We start from the raw sequence: 18,425 nt of genomic DNA, 5'->3' as shown, positions 1-18,425 counted from the left end.
CGTTTAAATGAGATCCTTACAGAACAAACAGGATTAGTGGTTGTACCAGATGAAAGCGGATTTGAAGGCTTACAAATTCAAGGAATTGCATCGGACTATATTATGATAATGATTGATGGAGTTCCGCTTGTTGGTAGAAGTGCTGGCAACTTTGATCTTAGCCGATTAACTGTTGGTAACATCAAACAAATCGAGGTCGTAAAAGGACCGTCGAGTGCCCTTTATGGTAGTGAGGCTTTAGGCGGAGTCATTAATATCATTACTGAAAATCCAACCTCTGAAAAACCTAGTGGCAATGCTTCTTTTAGAGTAGGATCATTTACACAAATAGACGCCAACTTCAATATCGATCAGAAGCTAGATAAATTTGGCTATGGCATATTTCTAAACCGTCTATCTAGTGAAGGTTACGACCTTACGCCAGAAACAACAGGACAAACTGTAAGTCCATTTGAAAATTACACCTTAAACGGACGTTTTTTCTACGACTTTAATGATAATTTAAAACTATTCAGTTCTACACGATATTATTATCAAACACAAGAAAATAATTTTGAAACTTCAGACGATATTTTTGAAGGAGATTCTGACGAAACGGAGTGGAACTCTCATTTAAGGTTAAATCATGATTGGAATGACAATTTAAGATTTGAATATGAGTTCTATTTTACCAATTATAGAGCAAATGAATCTTCCGAAAGTCCCGTAACAGGTGATGTATTGTTTGATAGTGATTTTAACCAATACTTAGTTCGACCAGAAATTAGATCTATCTACAGTTTTGATGAATCTGGAACCATAACAGGTGGTTTAGGCTATCAATATGATGAATTAGATCGCTCATTTTTTGATAGTAGAGTTAATTTTAATAGCCAATACGTTTATGCACAGTGGGATGTCGAACCGTTTGAGGATTTTAATGTCATAGTTGGTGCACGATTTGATAACCATTCTGAATATAGCAATCAACTAAGCCCTAAGTTAGCGTTACGCTATGATCTTAACGAAAATATAGCACTTAAGGGATCTGTAGGTTATGGTTTTAAAGCACCAGACTTTAGACAATTATATTTTGATTTTACAAATTCAGCTGTTGGTTATACTGTTTTGGGTTATAACGTAGCGCTGGACAAATTACAAGAACTTGATGAAGCTGGACAAATCCTTGAGGTCGTTATTCCTTTAGAGCAATTTAACGATCCTTTAAAAGCTGAGAGTTCTGTTGGTTTAAATATAGGTGCTGCCTTTAAAAAAGATAAATGGAACGCCGAAATCAACTTCTTTAGAAACGATTTTAAAAATCTCATTGATACACAAATCATTGCAAGAAAAAACAACGGTCAAAATGTTTTCAGTTACCGAAATTTTGATGAAGTCTACTTTACTGGTTTTGAATTAGATGCTACTTATAACTGGAATGATAATTTACGCATTAGTGGCGGTTACCAGCTTTTATATGCTTACGATAAAACCCAGTTAGAGCGTATTGATAATGATGAAGTGTTCACAATTGATGACTCTGGCAGAACGGTATTGGTAGAGCGAGAAGATTATTTTGGATTGGTCAACCGATCCAGACACAATGCTAACCTAAAGGTATTTTACAATATTCCTAAACTCAAATCAGATATAAATCTAAGACTATTATATAGAAGTAAGTATGGACAATTCGATACAAATGGAAATATCATATTAGACAGCTTCGATGATAGTTTTGTGGATGGCTTTGTAACGGCCAACATTGCGGCAACAAAACAATTTGGAGAGCACTTTGATTTACAAGTAGGTGCCAATAACCTTTTGGATTACAGAGATAATAATATCCCGAATCTTCCTGGCATACAATTATTTACAAGATTGAATTATAATTTTTAAACACAATAACAATTAAACAAAAATGAAAAGAATGAAAACTATTAAAATTTTAGCTGTATTAGCATTATTTGTAGGATTTACCTCATGTAGTTCTGATGATGATAATGGTGGTCCAGCAAGAATGGATGTTGAGTCTGTAACCGTAGCGAACCTTTTCGCACCTCAAACTGGTGGACCAGGAACTCCTGACCCAATTGGTGGAGATTTTGCGAAGTTTGATTTTTCTACAGGTATGGAAACTACAAGTGACACTGAATGGGATATTGCCTTTAGAGGAACTACTATTGCTGTAAATGGAGGTGCCGTAACTGGCACAAACGATGAGCCTGCTCGTAATGGCAACGCTGGAGCTGTTATTATAGATGGAACTTTCGCCAGTGTTACATCTGCTGATGGATTAACTTTTGCCCAAGATGGAACCTCTGGCTTTGCTATACCAACAGGAAGTGATAACGGTTGGTATAACTACAACTTTATGACCAATATAGTGTCCAAAATTCCTGGTAAGGTATTAGTATTCAGAACTAGAGACGGACGTTATGCTAAGGTTGAAATCATCAGTTATTATGAAGACAATCCTAATCCAATTATCGGAGGATTTGGACCAGATGCAAGTACACCACGTTATTACACTTTCGATTATGTGTATAACCCTAACGAAGGGGAAACAACTTTTGAATAAAAAATTCAGAATTTTAAATGGCATTGTAATTACTGTCTAACCATATTTTGAAAAGACTTTAGTAGCCTCATTATAGGCACTTTCAAAGCTCATGGCATTTAAGTCATGGGCTTTTTTTTGGGTAAAGTAGGACAACATTTTTTCTGTTGGCATGTTTCCTGTAAGATCGTCTTTTGCCATAGGGCAACCACCAAATCCCTGAATGGCTCCATCAAATCGTCTACATCCTGCTTTGTAGGCTGCATCTATCTTTTCAAACCAGGTTGATGGTGTCGTGTGTAAATGTGCTCCGAATTCAATGTCAGGATATTTTGGGATAAGATTAGAAAATAAATACTCTATATTTTCTGGATTAGAACTTCCAATAGTATCACTCAAAGATAAAATATGAACGCCCATTTTTGCTAAGCGCTCCGTCCAATCCCCAACGATATCTAAATTCCAAGGATCACCATAAGGATTACCAAATCCCATAGAAATATAAACAACAACTTTTTTATTTGTTTTTTCAGCTATGTCTAAGATTTCAGATAATGTTATAACTGATTGCGCGATTGTTTTGTGCGTATTACGCATCTGAAAGTTCTCAGATATTGAAAACGGAAATCCCAAGTAATTAATTGCGTCATGAACAGAAGCGTCATTAGCACCTCGAACATTTGCTATAATGGCAAGCAGTTTACTTTTAGTTGTACTTAAATCTAATTGAGATAATACCGCAGCGGTATCTACCATTTGTGGAATGGCTTTTGGTGAAACAAAGCTCCCAAAATCAATAGTATCAAACCCTACTCTAAGCAATGATTGAATGTACTGTACCTTTTTTTCTGTAGGAATAAAGTCTCTAATACCTTGCATGGCATCTCGAGGACATTCAATAAGTTTTACCGCTTTATTCATCAATCAAATATAGTGCTTTTGAGACTTACAAAAGAATGAAAATTGCGATACCAATAAACACAATAATCTGAAGCCATTTAAATACAATACCTGAGTTTTTATGGTTTAATATATACGTTTTTATTTGGCTGGCAAGGAAGGCTATACCAGAAAAAATGATAAAAGAAACAATCATAAATATTGCACCAAGAATGTAAAATTGAAGTACTGTACTCATAGAATCACTAAATAAGAAACCTGGAAAAAATGCCAAAAAGAAAATAGTAACCTTAGGGTTTAAGACATTCATAAAAAACCCTTGAAAGTATAATCCTTTGAGACTTTTTTTTTCAATAGTTTTAGTCTCTAAACTTAAGTCGGAATTAGAATGAAAGACTTTATAGGCCAAAAAAAATAAATACAAGGATCCCAGAATTTTAATAGCCAAAAAGATAGAATCATTAGTTTTAATTATGGCTGAAACACCGAAGGCTAAAAGTGTGGTATGGACGACACATCCTGATATCAGTCCACAAACTATCGCAAGACCGCATGATTTTCCATTAGAAATGCTTTGCACTAAGACATAAATATTATCTGGTCCTGGAGAAATTGCCAATGCTGATGTTGCCAAAGCAAACGAAAAAAGTATGTCGTAATTCAAGGTTACAAAATTTTCACTAAAATAAGCTATTCGTTATAAGTTCAAATTATTCAAGATGACTAATTAAAGTAACCACAATCTGGGCTATGCATAAAACTACACTTACACTCTTATTAAGTGTTTTTCCAGTATTAAATGCCTTTACCCCTTCAACAGTAACTTACCTTATAACGTTTACAAGTACACGGCATGCAACTCATCATGCAACATTACCTACAAGTGCACCTTAGTCAGATTTGGTAGATGCAAATCATAAAAGCAATATTACGTTTTTAAAAATGGGTACTATAGTATCTCCTTGAATTAGAGATGTTGCCGAATTTGGTGCTAATGGCGTCTTTAATTCTAAGGTACAAAATGAGATAAATTTTGGAAAATCACAGCAGTGGTTTCAAGCATCGGTTGATCCTTTTGTAGCTATAGCTTCAGCAAGATTGAGCGATGTGGTTATATTAGAGGTTTTCCATTAATTACACTAGCATCAATAGTTGCCACAAATTCAGATTTTATAATCGCTATGAATAGTCTTAACTTATAGGGCACATCGACTAAGAGATAGAAAGAATCTTTTTCTATAGACTTATATTCTTACGATACTGGAACCTAAGAAGGCTTTGGTCATAGTGTAAACAATCTTCCTACCAACGCACAAGGGGTTTTACTAAGGTAGTTGGGACACATGGACACCCTTTTAATAATGAGAAAATTGGCATATTAACAATTACTTTATGAGTACAACATTAAGTTCAAATGACGAAAATAGTCTAACAAAGGTTAAACTCTACCCTAACCCAAATGCTTTAGGGATAATATCTATTACCAATGCCCCGAAAATTGATTACATTTCAGTTGTTGATAACTCGGAAAAACGATAAAACAATTAAAATTTGAGGATATATCACAAAATAATTATAGTCATAAGTGAATTTATTAAAAGTGTTTATATAATTAAACCGCCTGGATATAGTGAATCACTGCGTTGAACACTCATCGTAAATTAATATTATGGCAACCCGCTAGTCAAATAACATTTATAAAAGTGCTCTAAAATTTCTATTTTAGAGCACTTTAATTTTTAACAAAATAGCTATGATTAAAATTACTAAAGTACTAGTTACACTAGTCTTCTTATTTGCTTCAAATTTATTTGTAAATGCACAGGAAGAGTGCGGTTTTAAATATACTCAGCAAGCAGCTGCCTACTATGACTCTATAAAAGATCAGATAAAAATTTTAGAGCAAGAGTATTTGCAAGAACAACTGCAAACACGTTCCTCGACTCTTATGACCTCAGTTCCTGTTAAGGCACATATTATTACCATGTCGTCTGGATTAGGTGGTCTAACTACAACTGAGTTAGATGATGCTATGGCAATTATGAACTCATATTATGCCAATGCTGGTTTAGAGTTCTTTTTGTGCGAAGGTATTAATTACATAAACAATGATGCCTATTATAATTTTCAGTCTGCTGATGAAGGTACCCTTACTGATGCTAATAATGTTGATGGTGTCATTAACATCTATTTTGCAAACTCTGTAGTAAGTAGTAGTTCTGGTGGTAGTTTGTGCGGCTACGCGTACTTTCCTGGAGGTCCTGAAACTATTTTAATGGCAAATGGATGCACCACAAACGGCAGTACTTTGTCTCATGAAATGGGGCACTTCTTTGGGTTGTCTCACACACATGGCAACAGTAACGTATACAACTCAACACAAGAATTAGTGGACGGTTCTAATTGTGAAACGACAGGAGACTTTATTTGTGATACTCCTGCGGATCCAAAATTAGGAAATAATAATGTAAATGGGGCATGCGAATTTTTTGATTTCGCCCAAGATGCAAATGGTGAATACTTTCAGCCAGACCCTTTAAATATTATGTCCTACTCTAGAAAAATATGTAGAACACAATTTTCCGCTCAACAGTATGCCAGAATTAATGCTATTTATCAGGTGTCAAGAAATAACCTTTCATGCCCTAGTTTTAGTGCTGATTTTGTTGCTGATGAGACAGAAAGTTGTTCAAGTAACCTAACAGTAAACTTTACAGATAACAGTGTTGGTGCCACGGCATGGTTTTGGGATGTAGATGGAGATGACGTGATAGACTACACTACGCAAAACGTAACGCATACGTATAATACTTTTGGAGATTATGACGTAGCATTAAGTATTTCTAACGGCACATCGACATTAAATAAAGTAAAGATGCAATATATTGAAGTTGGTGCAGACGAAATTAGCACCTCTACGATAACAATGAATCTAACCTTAGACGATTGGCCAGCAGAAACCTCTTGGCAATTCTTAGATGGAAATAATATGGTCTTATATTCTGGAGGTCCATATATTGAAGGCATAGATGATTATACGACCAAAACAGAAGTCTTTGCAGTGAGTGCAGACGAGTGCTATAGCTTTGTAATTAGCGACAGTTATGGGGATGGTATTTGTTGCGTCTCTGGAAGTGGTTTCTATGAATTACTTGACGAAAATAACACAGTGTTATCCACAGGAGGAAATTTCAATTTTGGAACAACTGATAATTTCTTTAACGGAACGTTGAGTGTTACAGATTTTAATACGGAAGAGATTCATATTTATCCTAACCCATCTTCGGATCGCATAACAATAAATTCTACAAATTTACCAGATTATTACACCATATATAACGCCTTAGGACAGATTGTTAAACAATCGATGATAAGTTTCGACAATGATAGAATAATCGATATTAAAGCTTTAAGCAAAGGCTTATATTTTATTGAACTGAAAAAAGAAAATGTCAGTCAGACTCTTAGATTTATTCGGAACTAAATTCTAAATATATTCAAAAAAAAGGCGCAGATTACTGTGCCTTTTTTAATAGTGTTTTATTAATGGATTTAATTAGTCTTGGACCTTCATAAATAAATCCGGTGTATAGTTGAACAAGATCTGCACCTGCCTCTAACTTTTCTAAAGCATCTTCCGCAGAATGAATGCCTCCTACACCAATTATTGGGAACGCTTTATTACTCTTTTCTGCCAAAAATCTGATAACTTCTGTCGAATGTTTTGTCAATGGCTTACCGCTTAATCCACCTACTTCAGTTTTATTATCACTGATTAAACCTTCTCTAGAAATGGTTGTATTTGTTGCAATGACACCATCAATTTTTGTAATATTTACAATATCGATTATGTCTAGTAACTGATCATCTGATAAGTCTGGTGCAATTTTTAATAGAATTGGTTTAGATTGGTCTTTTTTAAAATTGAGGACCTGCAAGGCTTTGAGCAGTTGCGTTAATGGTTCTTTATCTTGTAGAGCTCTCAAATTTGGGGTATTTGGCGAGCTAACATTAACCACAAAATAATCTACATAATCAAAAAGAGCATTAAAACAGATCTCATAATCATCCACAGCATTCTCGTTAGGTGTTACTTTATTTTTACCAATATTTCCTCCAATTAAAACTCCTGAATTCTTTTTTAAGCGCTCTACTGCCTCTTCAATACCACCATTATTAAATCCCATTCGATTTATAATAGCTGAATCTTCTTTTAACCTAAATAATCGCTTTTTAGGATTTCCTTCCTGAGGCTTAGGAGTAATGGTTCCAATCTCTATAAAACCAAAGCCAAAATTCGACAATTCATTATAAAGTTTCGCATCTTTATCAAATCCAGCCGCCAACCCTACAGGGTTTTTAAATTTTAGTCCAAATAATTCACGTTCCAAGCGTTTATCTTTAATAAGATACATGGATCTAAATAGTCCTTTAAAACCGGGAACTTTAGAGATATTTCTGATTAAAGAAAAGGTGAAATGATGAACTTTTTCTGGATCAAAACAAAATAAAATTGGTCGAATTAGTGCTTTGTACATGAGGAATTTTTTGCTTGGTAAAAATAAATCAAATCATATCAAATTAAAAGAAACATTCGATAGACTTGTTACAAAGCAACACGTTAAGTATTTTTGGGTACAAACCATACTTATGAAGGATAAGCAACATATACTTGATAGATTCATTAGCTATATCACTATAGATACTGAGTCAGACCCAAATTCTGAAACAACTCCGAGTACTGAAAAACAATGGGATTTAGCACATAAACTTGTCGAAGATTTAAAAGCCATTGGCATGAGCAATGTCACCATAGACGATAATGCGTACATTATGGCTACATTACCAAGTAATGTGGAGCACGAGGTACCTACTATTGGTTTTATTTCTCATTTTGATACCTCGCCTGATTTTACTGGTAAGAACGTTAAACCACGTGTCATAGATAATTACGATGGTAAGGATATTGTTTTAAATAGCGAGGAAAATATTATTTTGTCACCGAGCTATTTTGAAGACTTGTTATTATATGTTGGTCAGACCCTAGTTGTTACGGACGGAACGACATTGCTTGGTGCTGATGACAAAGCAGGGATTACTGAAATAATTACTGCTATGGAATATTTAATTAGTCATCCTGAAATTAAACACGGTACAATTAAAGTAGGGTTTACGCCTGACGAAGAGATAGGTCGAGGGGCGCATAACTTCGACGTTAATACTTTTGGTGCAGATTGGGCCTATACCATGGATGGCAGTCAAATTGGAGAGCTTGAGTATGAAAATTTTAACGCAGCAGGAGCAAAAATAAAAGTCAAAGGAAAAATCGTACATCCGGGATATGCCAAAGGAAAAATGGTTAATTCAATGTATTACGCAACTGAATTTATCAATGCTTTACCTAGGCTAGAAACTCCGGAACACACTGAAGGTTATGAAGGTTTTTTCCATCTTTACGCTATAGAAGGTAAAGTAGAACATACTGAACTTCAATACATCATAAGAGATCATGATAGAGCTAAATTTGAAGCACGAAAAATTGTAATGGAGAAAATTGCCGCAGATCTCAATTCAAAATTTAAAGCTGATATTTTTGAAATAGAAATTAATGATCAATATTTCAATATGAAGGAAAAAGTTGAGCCTGTTATGCATATTGTTGATATTGCAGAGGAGGCTATGATTTCCTTAGGAATTAAACCGCTCATTAAACCTATACGCGGTGGTACAGATGGTTCTCAGCTCAGTTATATGGGCTTACCTTGCCCTAATATTTTTGCAGGAGGACACAATTTCCACGGTCGTTATGAATACGTACCTGTAGAAAGTATGCAGAAAGCCGCAGAAGTTATTTGTAAAATAGCCGAATTGACGGCTAAATCATAATCAATATCATGAAATATATAAAAGCCTGTAGTATCGTTTTTATCATTCTCCTAAGCAGTAGCTGCAGTACGGATTCAGACGGCACAAGCAATACCTCCAAAGATGCTCTAATTGGGCGTTGGTTCAGAGAAAGTACTGAAAGTGGTAGTGGTGGTGTTACAGATGATTCAGCGAGTTGTTTAATTACAGAGTTCACCAGAATTGCTTACACGGTATCTGACTTTACCGGTGATAATTGTACAGAACTTGTCAATTCTGTAAGCTCTACATACAGTGTAATTGCATTTGACATTTTTTTAAATGGGAATGATGAAATTGATTTTAAAATTGTTGAGCTCAACGAAACAACTCTAAAACTTCGAATTTTTAATGACGAATTAGATGAGGGCAATGCCTTAGATACTATCACCTATTCAAAACTTGAGTAAGCTGAAGAAAGGTTTACAGCATCCAAGAATTTATAGAAAGTTATGCGTAATACGATTAAGCGCTAAATATTTTAAAAGCTATCAATCATAACATAAGGCTAGAATAAACTTTAAAATAGAGTGGCCCAACGTATGCATTAAGGGTAAAAATATTTTAGGCATTGGTACTTTTTAGTATCATTTCTGTATTTGGTTTCATCAAGAGGTATTTTTTTAAAGATGAACATAACGTAACTTGCTAATTAATTGACAAGAGCATAAAACTAAGACAGTTGCGCTTTCAAACTAAAACAAACATTTACGAATCAGCTGTATTGGACTATCTAAAATAATGGAATGCAAATCTAAAGCTTGGTAAAGAACTAAAAATCAAAGCGTAAGGACTAAGCCCGTAGTTATTGCTGAAAAATTAGCTATGGCTTTTAAAACCAATAGTGAGGTAAAGTATCATTTGACGAGATAATCCCAGGAACACAAGGAGAATATTACGAATATTGTGGTGAAGCCAAACGAGACGTCACATAGTGGAGACGATTCGAAAAAAACCATTCCAATAATTATAAAGGGTGTTGCACTAAATGATAAATACAAAAACTGCTAAATAAAAAAACCGTTCATTTAAAAGAACGGTTTTGATTTAACATTTCGTATACAATTGTGCTTTTACTTCGCAGGAGCATTTAGTTTTTTACTCATTTCCATAGAAATTGCTGAGCGATCAAACTTTATTTTTCCTGCCATTGTCTCTATAACACAACTGTTATCTTTATCACTCAATTCAACAACTTTACCATGCATTCCGCTTTTAGTAATAACACGATCTCCTCGTTTCATTTCGCTTGAAAATTTCTTTTCCTGCTTAGCGCGTTTCATTTGTGGAGCAATCATAAAGAAATACATCACTGCAAAAATGGCTATAAAGGGTAAAAAAGATCCTATTCCTTCCATTAATTACTTCTTAATTATGGTTATGACCTACTTGAGCTGACGTTTTTACGTTACTCGTAGATAACGGATTTATTGTTGCTTTTCCAGGCTGCTTTTGTGGAGCATTTGGATCCTGCTCTACCATAGCCGTAATTTTAACAATTTGCGTTCCTTTTTCAGTATTTGTTGTCATTGTTAATGACTTAGATACTTTGCCATTACCCTTTCCATTAAATTTTACAGTAAACTGTCCTGTTTCACCTGGAGCAACTTCCTTAGTGTAATTTGAAGGCACTGTACAACCACAAGTACTTTTAATGTTACTCACCACTAGCATAGAGTTTCCTGTATTAGTATACTTAAAAACTGTTTCGACCGGAGTGCCATTCATTATTGTTCCAAAATCATGAATTTCCTTGTCTAATTTTAATACTGGAAAATTTCCAGCATTTGCATCTCTTTCAGCTGCTACTGCAACATTTTCAGATTTAACTTTACTTGCCGCATCTTCTTTACAAGACGTAAAAGCTACCATACATAAAGCACATAGGCCTAAGATTACCTTTTTCATTATTTATTTTTTAAATTAATATTTTCTGTTTTCAACAGCAGTCAAAGGTAATAATAATTTCAACCAATAAAAATTTTTGTAAGCATCTTAACTCTGAAGATAAACCATTGTAACTACATCAATCCTCGTCCAGTTTTATAATTCCGATTTTCAGATTGGTATTCCCTTACAATTTTATCAAGGATTCCGTTTATAAAAAGACTACTTTTTGGTGTCGAATATTCTTTGGCAATTTCTAAATATTCATTTAGTGTTACCTTATAAGGTATAGAAGGAAATTTTTGAAATTCACAAAGGGCCATTTTTAATAAAATCCCATCTATGCTCGCTAAACGCTCACTATCCCAATTTGTAGTTTTCTTTCCTACCTCCTCATCAAACTTAGACGCATTTAAAATCGTTTTATGAAGAAGAAGTTTAGCAAATTCTTTATCATCTTCGTCTTTGTAAAGATCTGGTAACAATGCTGTTTCTGGTGACGTGGGTTTTAACTTTCGTAGTACTTTTAATAATACTGTATTAACAACAGGCAAATCATCGAGCCAAGTTAACTTCTTATCTTCAAAAAAATCGTAAAGTTGATCATTTGGAGCAATGATTTCGGTATAAATATCTAAAACAAATTGTTTATCATTTTTAAAGAAAACCTCATTATCCTGAATGTAATCTCTATATATATCGCTTTTTAAAATTGCTTTAAAAAGAATATCTACATACTCAAAATCTAGGTCCCAAAAATTGAGCTTTCTCTTACCGATAATATCATTCAGCATTGTATTCTCAGTAATTAAACTGAGAACTTGATTATCTTGAAATTTAGTATTTGGATTCTTGTCAGATTCTGTGCTTAAAAGTTTCTTTTGAAGTTTTTCGTTATAGTCCTTGCTCTTTTTATGAAGCTCTGAAAGCAAGGCCAAAATAGAGAGGTATAAATCGTACATGCTATATAAACTATGAAATAAGAATGATTCATCCTTAGAAAGGTCATCACCTTCGGTACCATTAAAGGCGTATAATGATTGCATTACCTTAATTCTGATGTGTCTACGACTTAGCATATGTAAAGAACTACTTTATTTAAGTTGATTAAAAAAGGTGAATCCTTTTTAGATTCACCATGCAAAAATACTATTATTTAAGTCCCAAAAAAATTATTTAGAGTTTTCTCTCTTTCGGGTTTCTATTCGTTCTCTTGCAATATTTAGTGCTGCAGCATGCGTTGTAAGATTATTGACTTTAGCATTATCTAAAATCTCAAGCGTTGTATTAAAAATATTTTCAGTCTTACGCATAATCTCTTGGCGATCATAATTCTCTAATTCTGCATAAACATTGATGATTCCTCCCGCATTGATTAGAAAATCTGGCGCATAAACAATACCTCTGTTCTGTAAGATTAAACCGTGTTTATCTTCGTCCGCAAGCTGATTATTAGCTGCACCAGCAATAATATCTGCTTTAATATTATAAACGGTATCGTCATTAATTGTAGCTCCTAAGGCACAAGGAGCATAAATATCCATTGGTTCACTATAAATATCATTTCCACCGTAGATGGTTACCCCATACTTGGAACGTACTTCTTCCAATCGTTCTTTATTGATATCTGAAATGGTAACCTCAGCACCTTCATTCACTAAATGCTCGACAAGAGCTTCACCTACATGACCAATGCCTTGAACATATACGCTTTTATTTTCTAAAACGTCAGAACCGTATTTAAATCTAGCTGCAGCCTTCATACCCATAAATACTCCATAAGCTGTGATAGGAGACGGATTACCTGCACCGCCTTTATTTTCTGAAATTCCTGTTACATAAGGCGTAACTTCTCTAACTACATCCATATCAGCAGTGGTCATTCCAACATCTTCAGCAGTGATATATTTACCACTTAAAGAATGTACAAACTCACCAAAACGCTTCATTAATTCAGGCGTCTTTTGCATCTTTGCATCGCCAATTATAACTGCTTTACCACCACCAAGACTCAAGCCTGTGATTGCTGATTTAAAGGTCATTCCTCTTGATAAACGCAGCACATCATTTAGTGCTTCCCACTCGTTAGCATAATTCCACATTCTCGTTCCACCAAGTGCAGGTCCTAAAACGGTATTATGGATTCCAATTATTGCTTTTAAACCAGTATCTTTGTCGTTACAGAAAACGATTTGTTCATGGTTATCAAATGAATTTTGACCGAAAACAGGGTCTATTTTTGAAAGCTCCTGAGGGCTTAATATTTCTGAAGTCATTTTATGATCTAGTTTAAGGCTATTTGAAGATTATCTAAAAACAGCGAGCAAAAATAAATTAATAATAAAGGATTAGCAAAACATTAACGTCAAAATAAGATTATCGTAATAATTTTGACCGACCAAATGCACCATGAAAGCACTTAAACATTTAAATAAGTACTTCTATAAGTATAGATTCCGACTCATAATCGGTGTTATTATCACAATAGTTGCCAAGATATTTGCACTTTTTACTCCAAGATTAGTAGGGGCCTCTATAAACGTGGTTTCAGACCGATTAGATGGCAAAATCACTGAGGAAGTTTTTAGAGCGGAACTCATGACTAATATTTTATATTTAATTGGTGCTGCTATTGTCGCTGGACTTTTTACCTTTTTAATGCGTCAAACCATTATCAATGTATCGCGCTACATTGAGTATGATCTCAAAAACGAAATTTATAAGCATTACCAAGTGCTTTCATTAAATTTCTATAAAACCAATCGAACCGGTGATTTAATGAACCGAATCAGTGAGGACGTTGGTAAGGTAAGGATGTACGTTGGTCCAGCCATTATGTACACCATTAATACCGTTACCTTATTCACTGTTGCTATAATATATATGGTAAGTACTGCACCAAAGTTAACAATGTATACACTATTACCTCTTCCAATTCTTTCAGTGGCCATCTATAAATTGAGTAAACAGATAAACACACGTAGTACGATTGTCCAACAATCACTGTCAACTTTATCTACATATGCTCAGGAAACTTTTAGCGGAATTTCGGTTATAAAGTCCTATAATATTGAAGCTAGAATTGCTACCGAGTTTGATAATCTGTCTTCTGAAAACAGGCAAAAACAAATTAATCTAACCAAGGTGCAGGCATTGTTTTTTCCAATGATGATTCTCCTCATAGGGATAAGTAATCTAATTGTTGTTTACATAGGTGGTATGCAATACATGAATGGAGAAATCGAAGACATTGGAACAATTGCAGCTTTCTTAATTTACGTGAATATGCTTACTTGGCCAGTAGCTGTGGTTGGTTGGGTTACTTCTTTAGTGCAACAGGCTGAAGCTTCTCAAGAACGAATCAATGAATTCTTAAACACTGAACCTGAGATTAAGAATAATATCTCAGCAATTACCCCAGTTAAAGGAGATATCGAATTTAAAGATGTTTCTTTTGTTTATCCCGACACTAATATTGAAGCGCTTAAGGATGTTAGCTTTAAATTAAAATCCGGAGAAACTCTGGCTATTCTTGGAAAAACAGGGTCAGGTAAATCTACAATTCTCGACTTAATTGGAAGACTATACGATGTCGATAAACACAAGATTCTGATCGATGATAAACCTATATCTGATTTAAATCTTTACAGTTTAAGAGATAGCATTGGCTATGTGCCACAAGACGCATTCCTATTTTCAGATACGATAAGGAACAACATAAAGTTTGGTAAAGAGGAAGCTACTGATGAAGACGTTATACAAGCAGCAACCAACGCTAAAGTTCATGAAAATATTGTAAAATTTAAGAATGGATATGATACCATTTTAGGTGAACGTGGGATAACGTTATCAGGTGGTCAAAAACAGCGAATATCTATTGCAAGAGCAATAATTAAAAGACCAGAAATCTTACTATTTGATGACTGTTTATCTGCGGTTGATACGGAAACGGAAGAAAAAATACTTAAGAATCTTGTAAAACTCACGAAAGATAAAACCACCATAATTGTAAGCCATAGAGTATCCTCAGCTAAGAATGCAGATCATATTATTGTTCTTGATGATGGTGTTGTAATTCAGTCTGGAACACATGAAAATTTAATTAGTGTTGAAGGATACTACCAAGAACTCTACACAAAACAACTTTCAGAAAAAGAAATACATTAATTTATTTGTTAGTTTGGTTTTTTTTTAGATTTTTGATTAGAATTTAAAACATCAATATTAGCTATGAGTGATTATGGAATGCTGGACAAAGAAGAAATTTATTCTAAAGTATTACGTGCTGGAAGAAGAACATATTTCTTTGACGTAAGAGCAACTAAAGCAGGCGATTACTACTTAACCATTACCGAAAGCAAGAAATTTACAAATGATGATGGTTCTTATCATTACAAGAAACATAAAATTTATCTTTACAAAGAAGACTTTACTGAGTTCAGAGAAATCTTAGGTGAAATGACAAATTATATCATCGATGAAAAAGGCGAAGAAGTGATTAGTGAACGTCATCAAAAAGATTTCAAGCGCGAAGATGAATTTGTAACTCATGAAGCTAAGACTTTAGAAGATACAAGTACAGAAAGTTTTACAGATATCAGTTTTGATGATATTTAAAAGGCTTTGTTAAATTATATGAAAAACCGTTATGCTTCGTAACGGTTTTTTTATTTTTAGGCTTTAACTAACCTAAATAATTTCATGCGACGCATAGTTCTATTACTAGTTTTAGCTACCTCATCCGTTTTTTCTCAATCAAAGGTAGATTTATCATACTATTTACCAGATGATGTACAATACAATCCAAGCATTCCAACTCCAGAAAGCGTGGTTGGTCACGATGTTGGAGAATGGCATATTACCCATGATAAGTTAGTACAATACATGTATGCTATAGCCAAGGCATCAGATCGTATTACTATTGAGAATCGCGGTGAAACTTTTGAAGATAGACCACTTTTATTACTTACAATAACCTCACCTGAGAATCATGCTAATTTAGACGCTATTAAAGCAGCACATATAAGTGCCACTGAAAAAACTGATTCAAATACTGACAATAGACCTATAGTTGTTTATGAGGGTTTTTCAATACACGGTAATGAATCTAGCGGATCTAATGCGGCTTTGGCTGTCGCTTACTATTTAGCGGCTGCTGAAGGTGATAAAATTGATAATTTATTAGATAATGCTGTAATACTACTTGATCCGTCGCTTAATCCAGATGGTTTACAACGCTTTGCCTATTGGGCAAATACCAATCGTGGTATGAATCTAAATCCAGACCCTAATGATAGAGAGTATAGTGAGATTTGGCCTGGAGGACGCACCAACCACTATTGGTTTGATATGAACAGAGATTGGTTACCCGTGCAACTTCCAGAATCTCGAGCAAGAATTAAGACCTTCCATGATTGGATGCCAAATATATTAACAGACCATCATGAAATGGGCACCAATTCTAGTTTCTTCTTTCAGCCTGGAATTCCATCACGAACGCATCCATTAACACCTAAAATGAACCAAGAGCTTACAAAAGGTATTGCAGAATATCACGCCAAAGCATTTGACAAAATTGGTTCTTTATACTACTCTGAAGAGAGTTTTGATGATTTCTATTACGGTAAGGGTTCTACCTTTCCAGACATCAATGGAAGTATTGGTATTTTATTTGAACAAGCGAGTTCTCGTGGTCATATTCAAGAAAGTGATAATGGTATTTTAACCTTTCCATTCACCATCAGAAATCAGTTTACTGCAGCCTTATCAACATTAGACGCAGCCATCAATATGCGAAAAGAAATCTTAGACTATCAGCATAGCTTTTTTAAAAATGCACGTTCTGAGGCATCTAAGGAAGGCTCTAAAGCTATTGTATTTGGTGATGAAAAAGATGCTGCTAGAACCTATCATCTTGCAGAAATCCTGAACAGACATCAAATCAAATTCCATGAACTTAAATCTGATGTTTCTCTTAATGGAAAGAACTACAAAAAAGGCTACAGTTATGTAGTTCCAAAAAATCAAAAAAATACACGTCTTATAAATGCCATGTTTGAGAAACGCACCACTTTTCAAGACAGCCTATTTTACGATGTGTCAGCTTGGACCTTTCCTCTAGCTTTTAATTTGGACTATACAGAAACTACAACCGCTAATGCAGGAGCTGAAGTAAAAAATTTAGTACATCGTACAGGTGGAGTAAGTAGCAAAAGCAACTATGCTTACTTATTTGCGTGGAATGAATATTATGCCCCTAAATTGTTAAATCAGGTATTAAAGAAAGGGCTGAGAGCAAAAGTTAGTATGAAGAACTTCAAAGCTAATGGAACTGAATACGAATATGGAACCATAATGGTTCCTGCTAAAAACCAAAGCCTTTCTGTTGACGAGATTTATAGCTTTTTGAATGATGTGGCACAAGAGAGTCATATTACCATAGATCCTGTTTCAACAGGACTTAACGATGGCATAGATTTAGGTAGTAATAACTTTAGAACACTCGAATTACCTAAGGTAGCTCTTGTTGTAGGTGATGGCATGACCTCATACGATGCAGGTGAAATTTGGCATCTTTTAGATACGCGTTACGATATTGTTGCCACAAAATTAGATACCAAAAGTTTTGGGAGAGCCGACTTAAGCAGGTACAATACCATCATCATGGTAAATTCATACTCAGGATTAAATGAAGGAAATACTAATAAGCTTAAAAGTTGGATTCAAAATGGAGGTACATTAATAGCTTATAGAAATGCGTTGCGTTGGCTAAATTCTAAAACATTAATGAAAATTGATTTTAAGAAAAGTAGCATAACTGCAAAAAACATTAGTCATGAGCAACGTGGAAATTTCAGAGGTGCACAAGTTATTGGAGGGGCTATTTTTGAAGCACAACTAGACCGATCACATCCTATAAATTTTGGGTATAAAAACGAGAGATTACCAATGTTTAGAAACACCACATTATTTATAAAACCAAATAAGAATAGTTACGATAATCCAATTCAGTATACCAAAAATCCACTTTTAAGTGGTTATATTTCTAAAGAAAATTTAGACAGTTTAAGTAGAACTATTCCACTAAAACTTGGAAGAATTGGACGTGGTAATATCGTAGCATTTACAGACAATACCAACTTTAGAGCCTTTTGGTATGGCACTAATAAATTACTTATGAATGCTATCTTTTTTAGAG

At 34.4% G+C, this 18,425-nt stretch carries 16 protein-coding genes; 9 read left to right on the top strand and 7 right to left on the bottom strand.

Going from position 1 to position 18,425, the window contains the following annotated elements; genetic code table 11:
• Together HRU49_RS11225 and HRU49_RS11220 are read left to right on the top strand one after the other, a co-directional pair.
• A partial coding sequence (locus HRU49_RS11225; RefSeq protein WP_296357185.1) for a TonB-dependent receptor occupies positions 1–1,875 on the top strand: 1,875 nt, incomplete at its 5' end.
• Between the two features lie 31 nt (positions 1,876–1,906).
• On the top strand, positions 1,907–2,557 hold the full coding sequence (locus tag HRU49_RS11220; protein ID WP_296357183.1) for an HmuY family protein: 651 nt from the start codon (positions 1,907–1,909) through the stop codon (positions 2,555–2,557).
• 36 nt (positions 2,558–2,593) lie between these two features.
• Here the strand turns inward: HRU49_RS11220 and HRU49_RS11215 are convergent, their stop codons facing one another.
• Together HRU49_RS11215 and HRU49_RS11210 are read right to left on the bottom strand one after the other, a co-directional pair.
• Positions 2,594–3,457 (bottom strand): hydroxymethylglutaryl-CoA lyase, encoded by an 864-nt coding sequence (locus tag HRU49_RS11215; protein ID WP_296357187.1) that lies wholly within the window; start codon positions 3,455–3,457, stop codon positions 2,594–2,596.
• Positions 3,458–3,482: 25 nt separating this feature from the next.
• Positions 3,483–4,100, bottom strand: a complete 618-nt coding sequence (locus tag HRU49_RS11210) for a LysE family translocator (RefSeq protein WP_296357179.1) — start codon at positions 4,098–4,100, stop codon at positions 3,483–3,485.
• A 728-nt stretch (positions 4,101–4,828) separates the two neighbouring features.
• Here HRU49_RS11210 and HRU49_RS11205 point away from each other — a divergent pair.
• Together HRU49_RS11205 and HRU49_RS11200 are read left to right on the top strand one after the other, a co-directional pair.
• Positions 4,829–4,975, top strand: coding sequence for a hypothetical protein (locus tag HRU49_RS11205; protein ID WP_296357178.1), 147 nt, complete (start codon positions 4,829–4,831; stop codon positions 4,973–4,975).
• A 214-nt stretch (positions 4,976–5,189) separates the two neighbouring features.
• Positions 5,190–6,920 carry a T9SS type A sorting domain-containing protein gene (locus HRU49_RS11200; RefSeq protein ID WP_296357176.1) on the top strand — a complete coding sequence of 577 codons (1,731 nt, stop codon included), beginning with the start codon at positions 5,190–5,192 and terminating at the stop codon, positions 6,918–6,920.
• 31 nt (positions 6,921–6,951) lie between these two features.
• Here HRU49_RS11200 and HRU49_RS11195 read toward each other — a convergent pair whose 3' ends face one another.
• Complete coding sequence (locus HRU49_RS11195) at positions 6,952–7,974, bottom strand: quinone-dependent dihydroorotate dehydrogenase (RefSeq protein ID WP_296357174.1); 1,023 nt, start codon at positions 7,972–7,974, stop codon at positions 6,952–6,954.
• Positions 7,975–8,086: 112 nt separating this feature from the next.
• Between HRU49_RS11195 and pepT the strand changes: the two genes are divergently transcribed.
• Both pepT and HRU49_RS11185 read left to right on the top strand, forming a co-directional pair.
• A complete protein-coding gene (pepT, locus tag HRU49_RS11190) occupies positions 8,087–9,322 on the top strand; it encodes a peptidase T (protein WP_296357172.1) in 1,236 nt (411 codons plus the stop codon).
• 8 nt (positions 9,323–9,330) lie between these two features.
• A complete protein-coding gene (locus tag HRU49_RS11185) occupies positions 9,331–9,750 on the top strand; it encodes a hypothetical protein (RefSeq protein WP_296357170.1) in 420 nt (139 codons plus the stop codon).
• A 663-nt stretch (positions 9,751–10,413) separates the two neighbouring features.
• Here the strand turns inward: HRU49_RS11185 and yajC are convergent.
• From yajC to HRU49_RS11165, 4 genes are all read right to left on the bottom strand, one after another.
• A complete protein-coding gene (gene yajC, locus HRU49_RS11180) occupies positions 10,414–10,698 on the bottom strand; it encodes a preprotein translocase subunit YajC (RefSeq protein WP_296357167.1) in 285 nt (94 codons plus the stop codon).
• A gap of 10 nt (positions 10,699–10,708) precedes the next feature.
• Entirely contained in the window at positions 10,709–11,248 is a 540-nt protein-coding gene (locus tag HRU49_RS11175; RefSeq protein ID WP_296357165.1) for a DUF1573 domain-containing protein, read from the bottom strand.
• A 113-nt stretch (positions 11,249–11,361) separates the two neighbouring features.
• Complete coding sequence (gene nusB / locus HRU49_RS11170; RefSeq protein ID WP_296357163.1) at positions 11,362–12,273, bottom strand: transcription antitermination factor NusB; 912 nt, start codon at positions 12,271–12,273, stop codon at positions 11,362–11,364.
• A gap of 126 nt (positions 12,274–12,399) precedes the next feature.
• Positions 12,400–13,503 (bottom strand): Glu/Leu/Phe/Val dehydrogenase dimerization domain-containing protein, encoded by a 1,104-nt coding sequence (locus HRU49_RS11165; protein ID WP_296357161.1) that lies wholly within the window; start codon positions 13,501–13,503, stop codon positions 12,400–12,402.
• A 133-nt stretch (positions 13,504–13,636) separates the two neighbouring features.
• Here HRU49_RS11165 and HRU49_RS11160 point away from each other — a divergent pair, with 133 nt between their 5' ends.
• The 3 genes from HRU49_RS11160 to HRU49_RS11150 form a co-directional block, all read left to right on the top strand.
• Entirely contained in the window at positions 13,637–15,394 is a 1,758-nt protein-coding gene (locus HRU49_RS11160; RefSeq protein WP_296357159.1) for an ABC transporter ATP-binding protein, read from the top strand.
• A gap of 63 nt (positions 15,395–15,457) precedes the next feature.
• Positions 15,458–15,844, top strand: coding sequence for a PUR family DNA/RNA-binding protein (locus HRU49_RS11155; protein ID WP_296357157.1), 387 nt, complete (start codon positions 15,458–15,460; stop codon positions 15,842–15,844).
• Between the two features lie 84 nt (positions 15,845–15,928).
• A partial coding sequence (locus tag HRU49_RS11150; RefSeq protein ID WP_296357155.1) for a M14 family zinc carboxypeptidase occupies positions 15,929–18,425 on the top strand: 2,497 nt, incomplete at its 3' end.

Source organism: Winogradskyella sp. (assembly GCF_013213975.1).
In the GTDB taxonomy this organism is placed as follows: Bacteria; Bacteroidota; Bacteroidia; order Flavobacteriales; family Flavobacteriaceae; genus Winogradskyella.
Note: the sequence above shows the minus strand (reverse complement) of the source record. Positions and strands in the feature narration are given on the sequence as shown.

What these genes read in the sequence shown, in the direction of transcription:
- HRU49_RS11220 (WP_296357183.1), top strand. Translation starts at nt 1,907, where the DNA reads ATGAAAACTATTAAAATTTTAGCTGTATTAGCATTATTTGTAGGATTT.
- HRU49_RS11215 (WP_296357187.1), bottom strand. Translation starts at nt 3,457, where the DNA reads ATGAATAAAGCGGTAAAACTTATTGAATGTCCTCGAGATGCCATGCAA.
- HRU49_RS11205 (WP_296357178.1), top strand. Translation starts at nt 4,829, where the DNA reads ATGAGTACAACATTAAGTTCAAATGACGAAAATAGTCTAACAAAGGTT.
- HRU49_RS11200 (WP_296357176.1), top strand. Translation starts at nt 5,190, where the DNA reads ATGATTAAAATTACTAAAGTACTAGTTACACTAGTCTTCTTATTTGCT.
- HRU49_RS11195 (WP_296357174.1), bottom strand. Translation starts at nt 7,974, where the DNA reads ATGTACAAAGCACTAATTCGACCAATTTTATTTTGTTTTGATCCAGAA.
- pepT (WP_296357172.1), top strand. Translation starts at nt 8,087, where the DNA reads ATGAAGGATAAGCAACATATACTTGATAGATTCATTAGCTATATCACT.
- HRU49_RS11185 (WP_296357170.1), top strand. Translation starts at nt 9,331, where the DNA reads ATGAAATATATAAAAGCCTGTAGTATCGTTTTTATCATTCTCCTAAGC.
- yajC (WP_296357167.1), bottom strand. Translation starts at nt 10,698, where the DNA reads ATGGAAGGAATAGGATCTTTTTTACCCTTTATAGCCATTTTTGCAGTG.
- HRU49_RS11175 (WP_296357165.1), bottom strand. Translation starts at nt 11,248, where the DNA reads ATGAAAAAGGTAATCTTAGGCCTATGTGCTTTATGTATGGTAGCTTTT.
- nusB (WP_296357163.1), bottom strand. Translation starts at nt 12,273, where the DNA reads ATGCAATCATTATACGCCTTTAATGGTACCGAAGGTGATGACCTTTCT.
- HRU49_RS11165 (WP_296357161.1), bottom strand. Translation starts at nt 13,503, where the DNA reads ATGACTTCAGAAATATTAAGCCCTCAGGAGCTTTCAAAAATAGACCCT.
- HRU49_RS11160 (WP_296357159.1), top strand. Translation starts at nt 13,637, where the DNA reads ATGAAAGCACTTAAACATTTAAATAAGTACTTCTATAAGTATAGATTC.
- HRU49_RS11155 (WP_296357157.1), top strand. Translation starts at nt 15,458, where the DNA reads ATGAGTGATTATGGAATGCTGGACAAAGAAGAAATTTATTCTAAAGTA.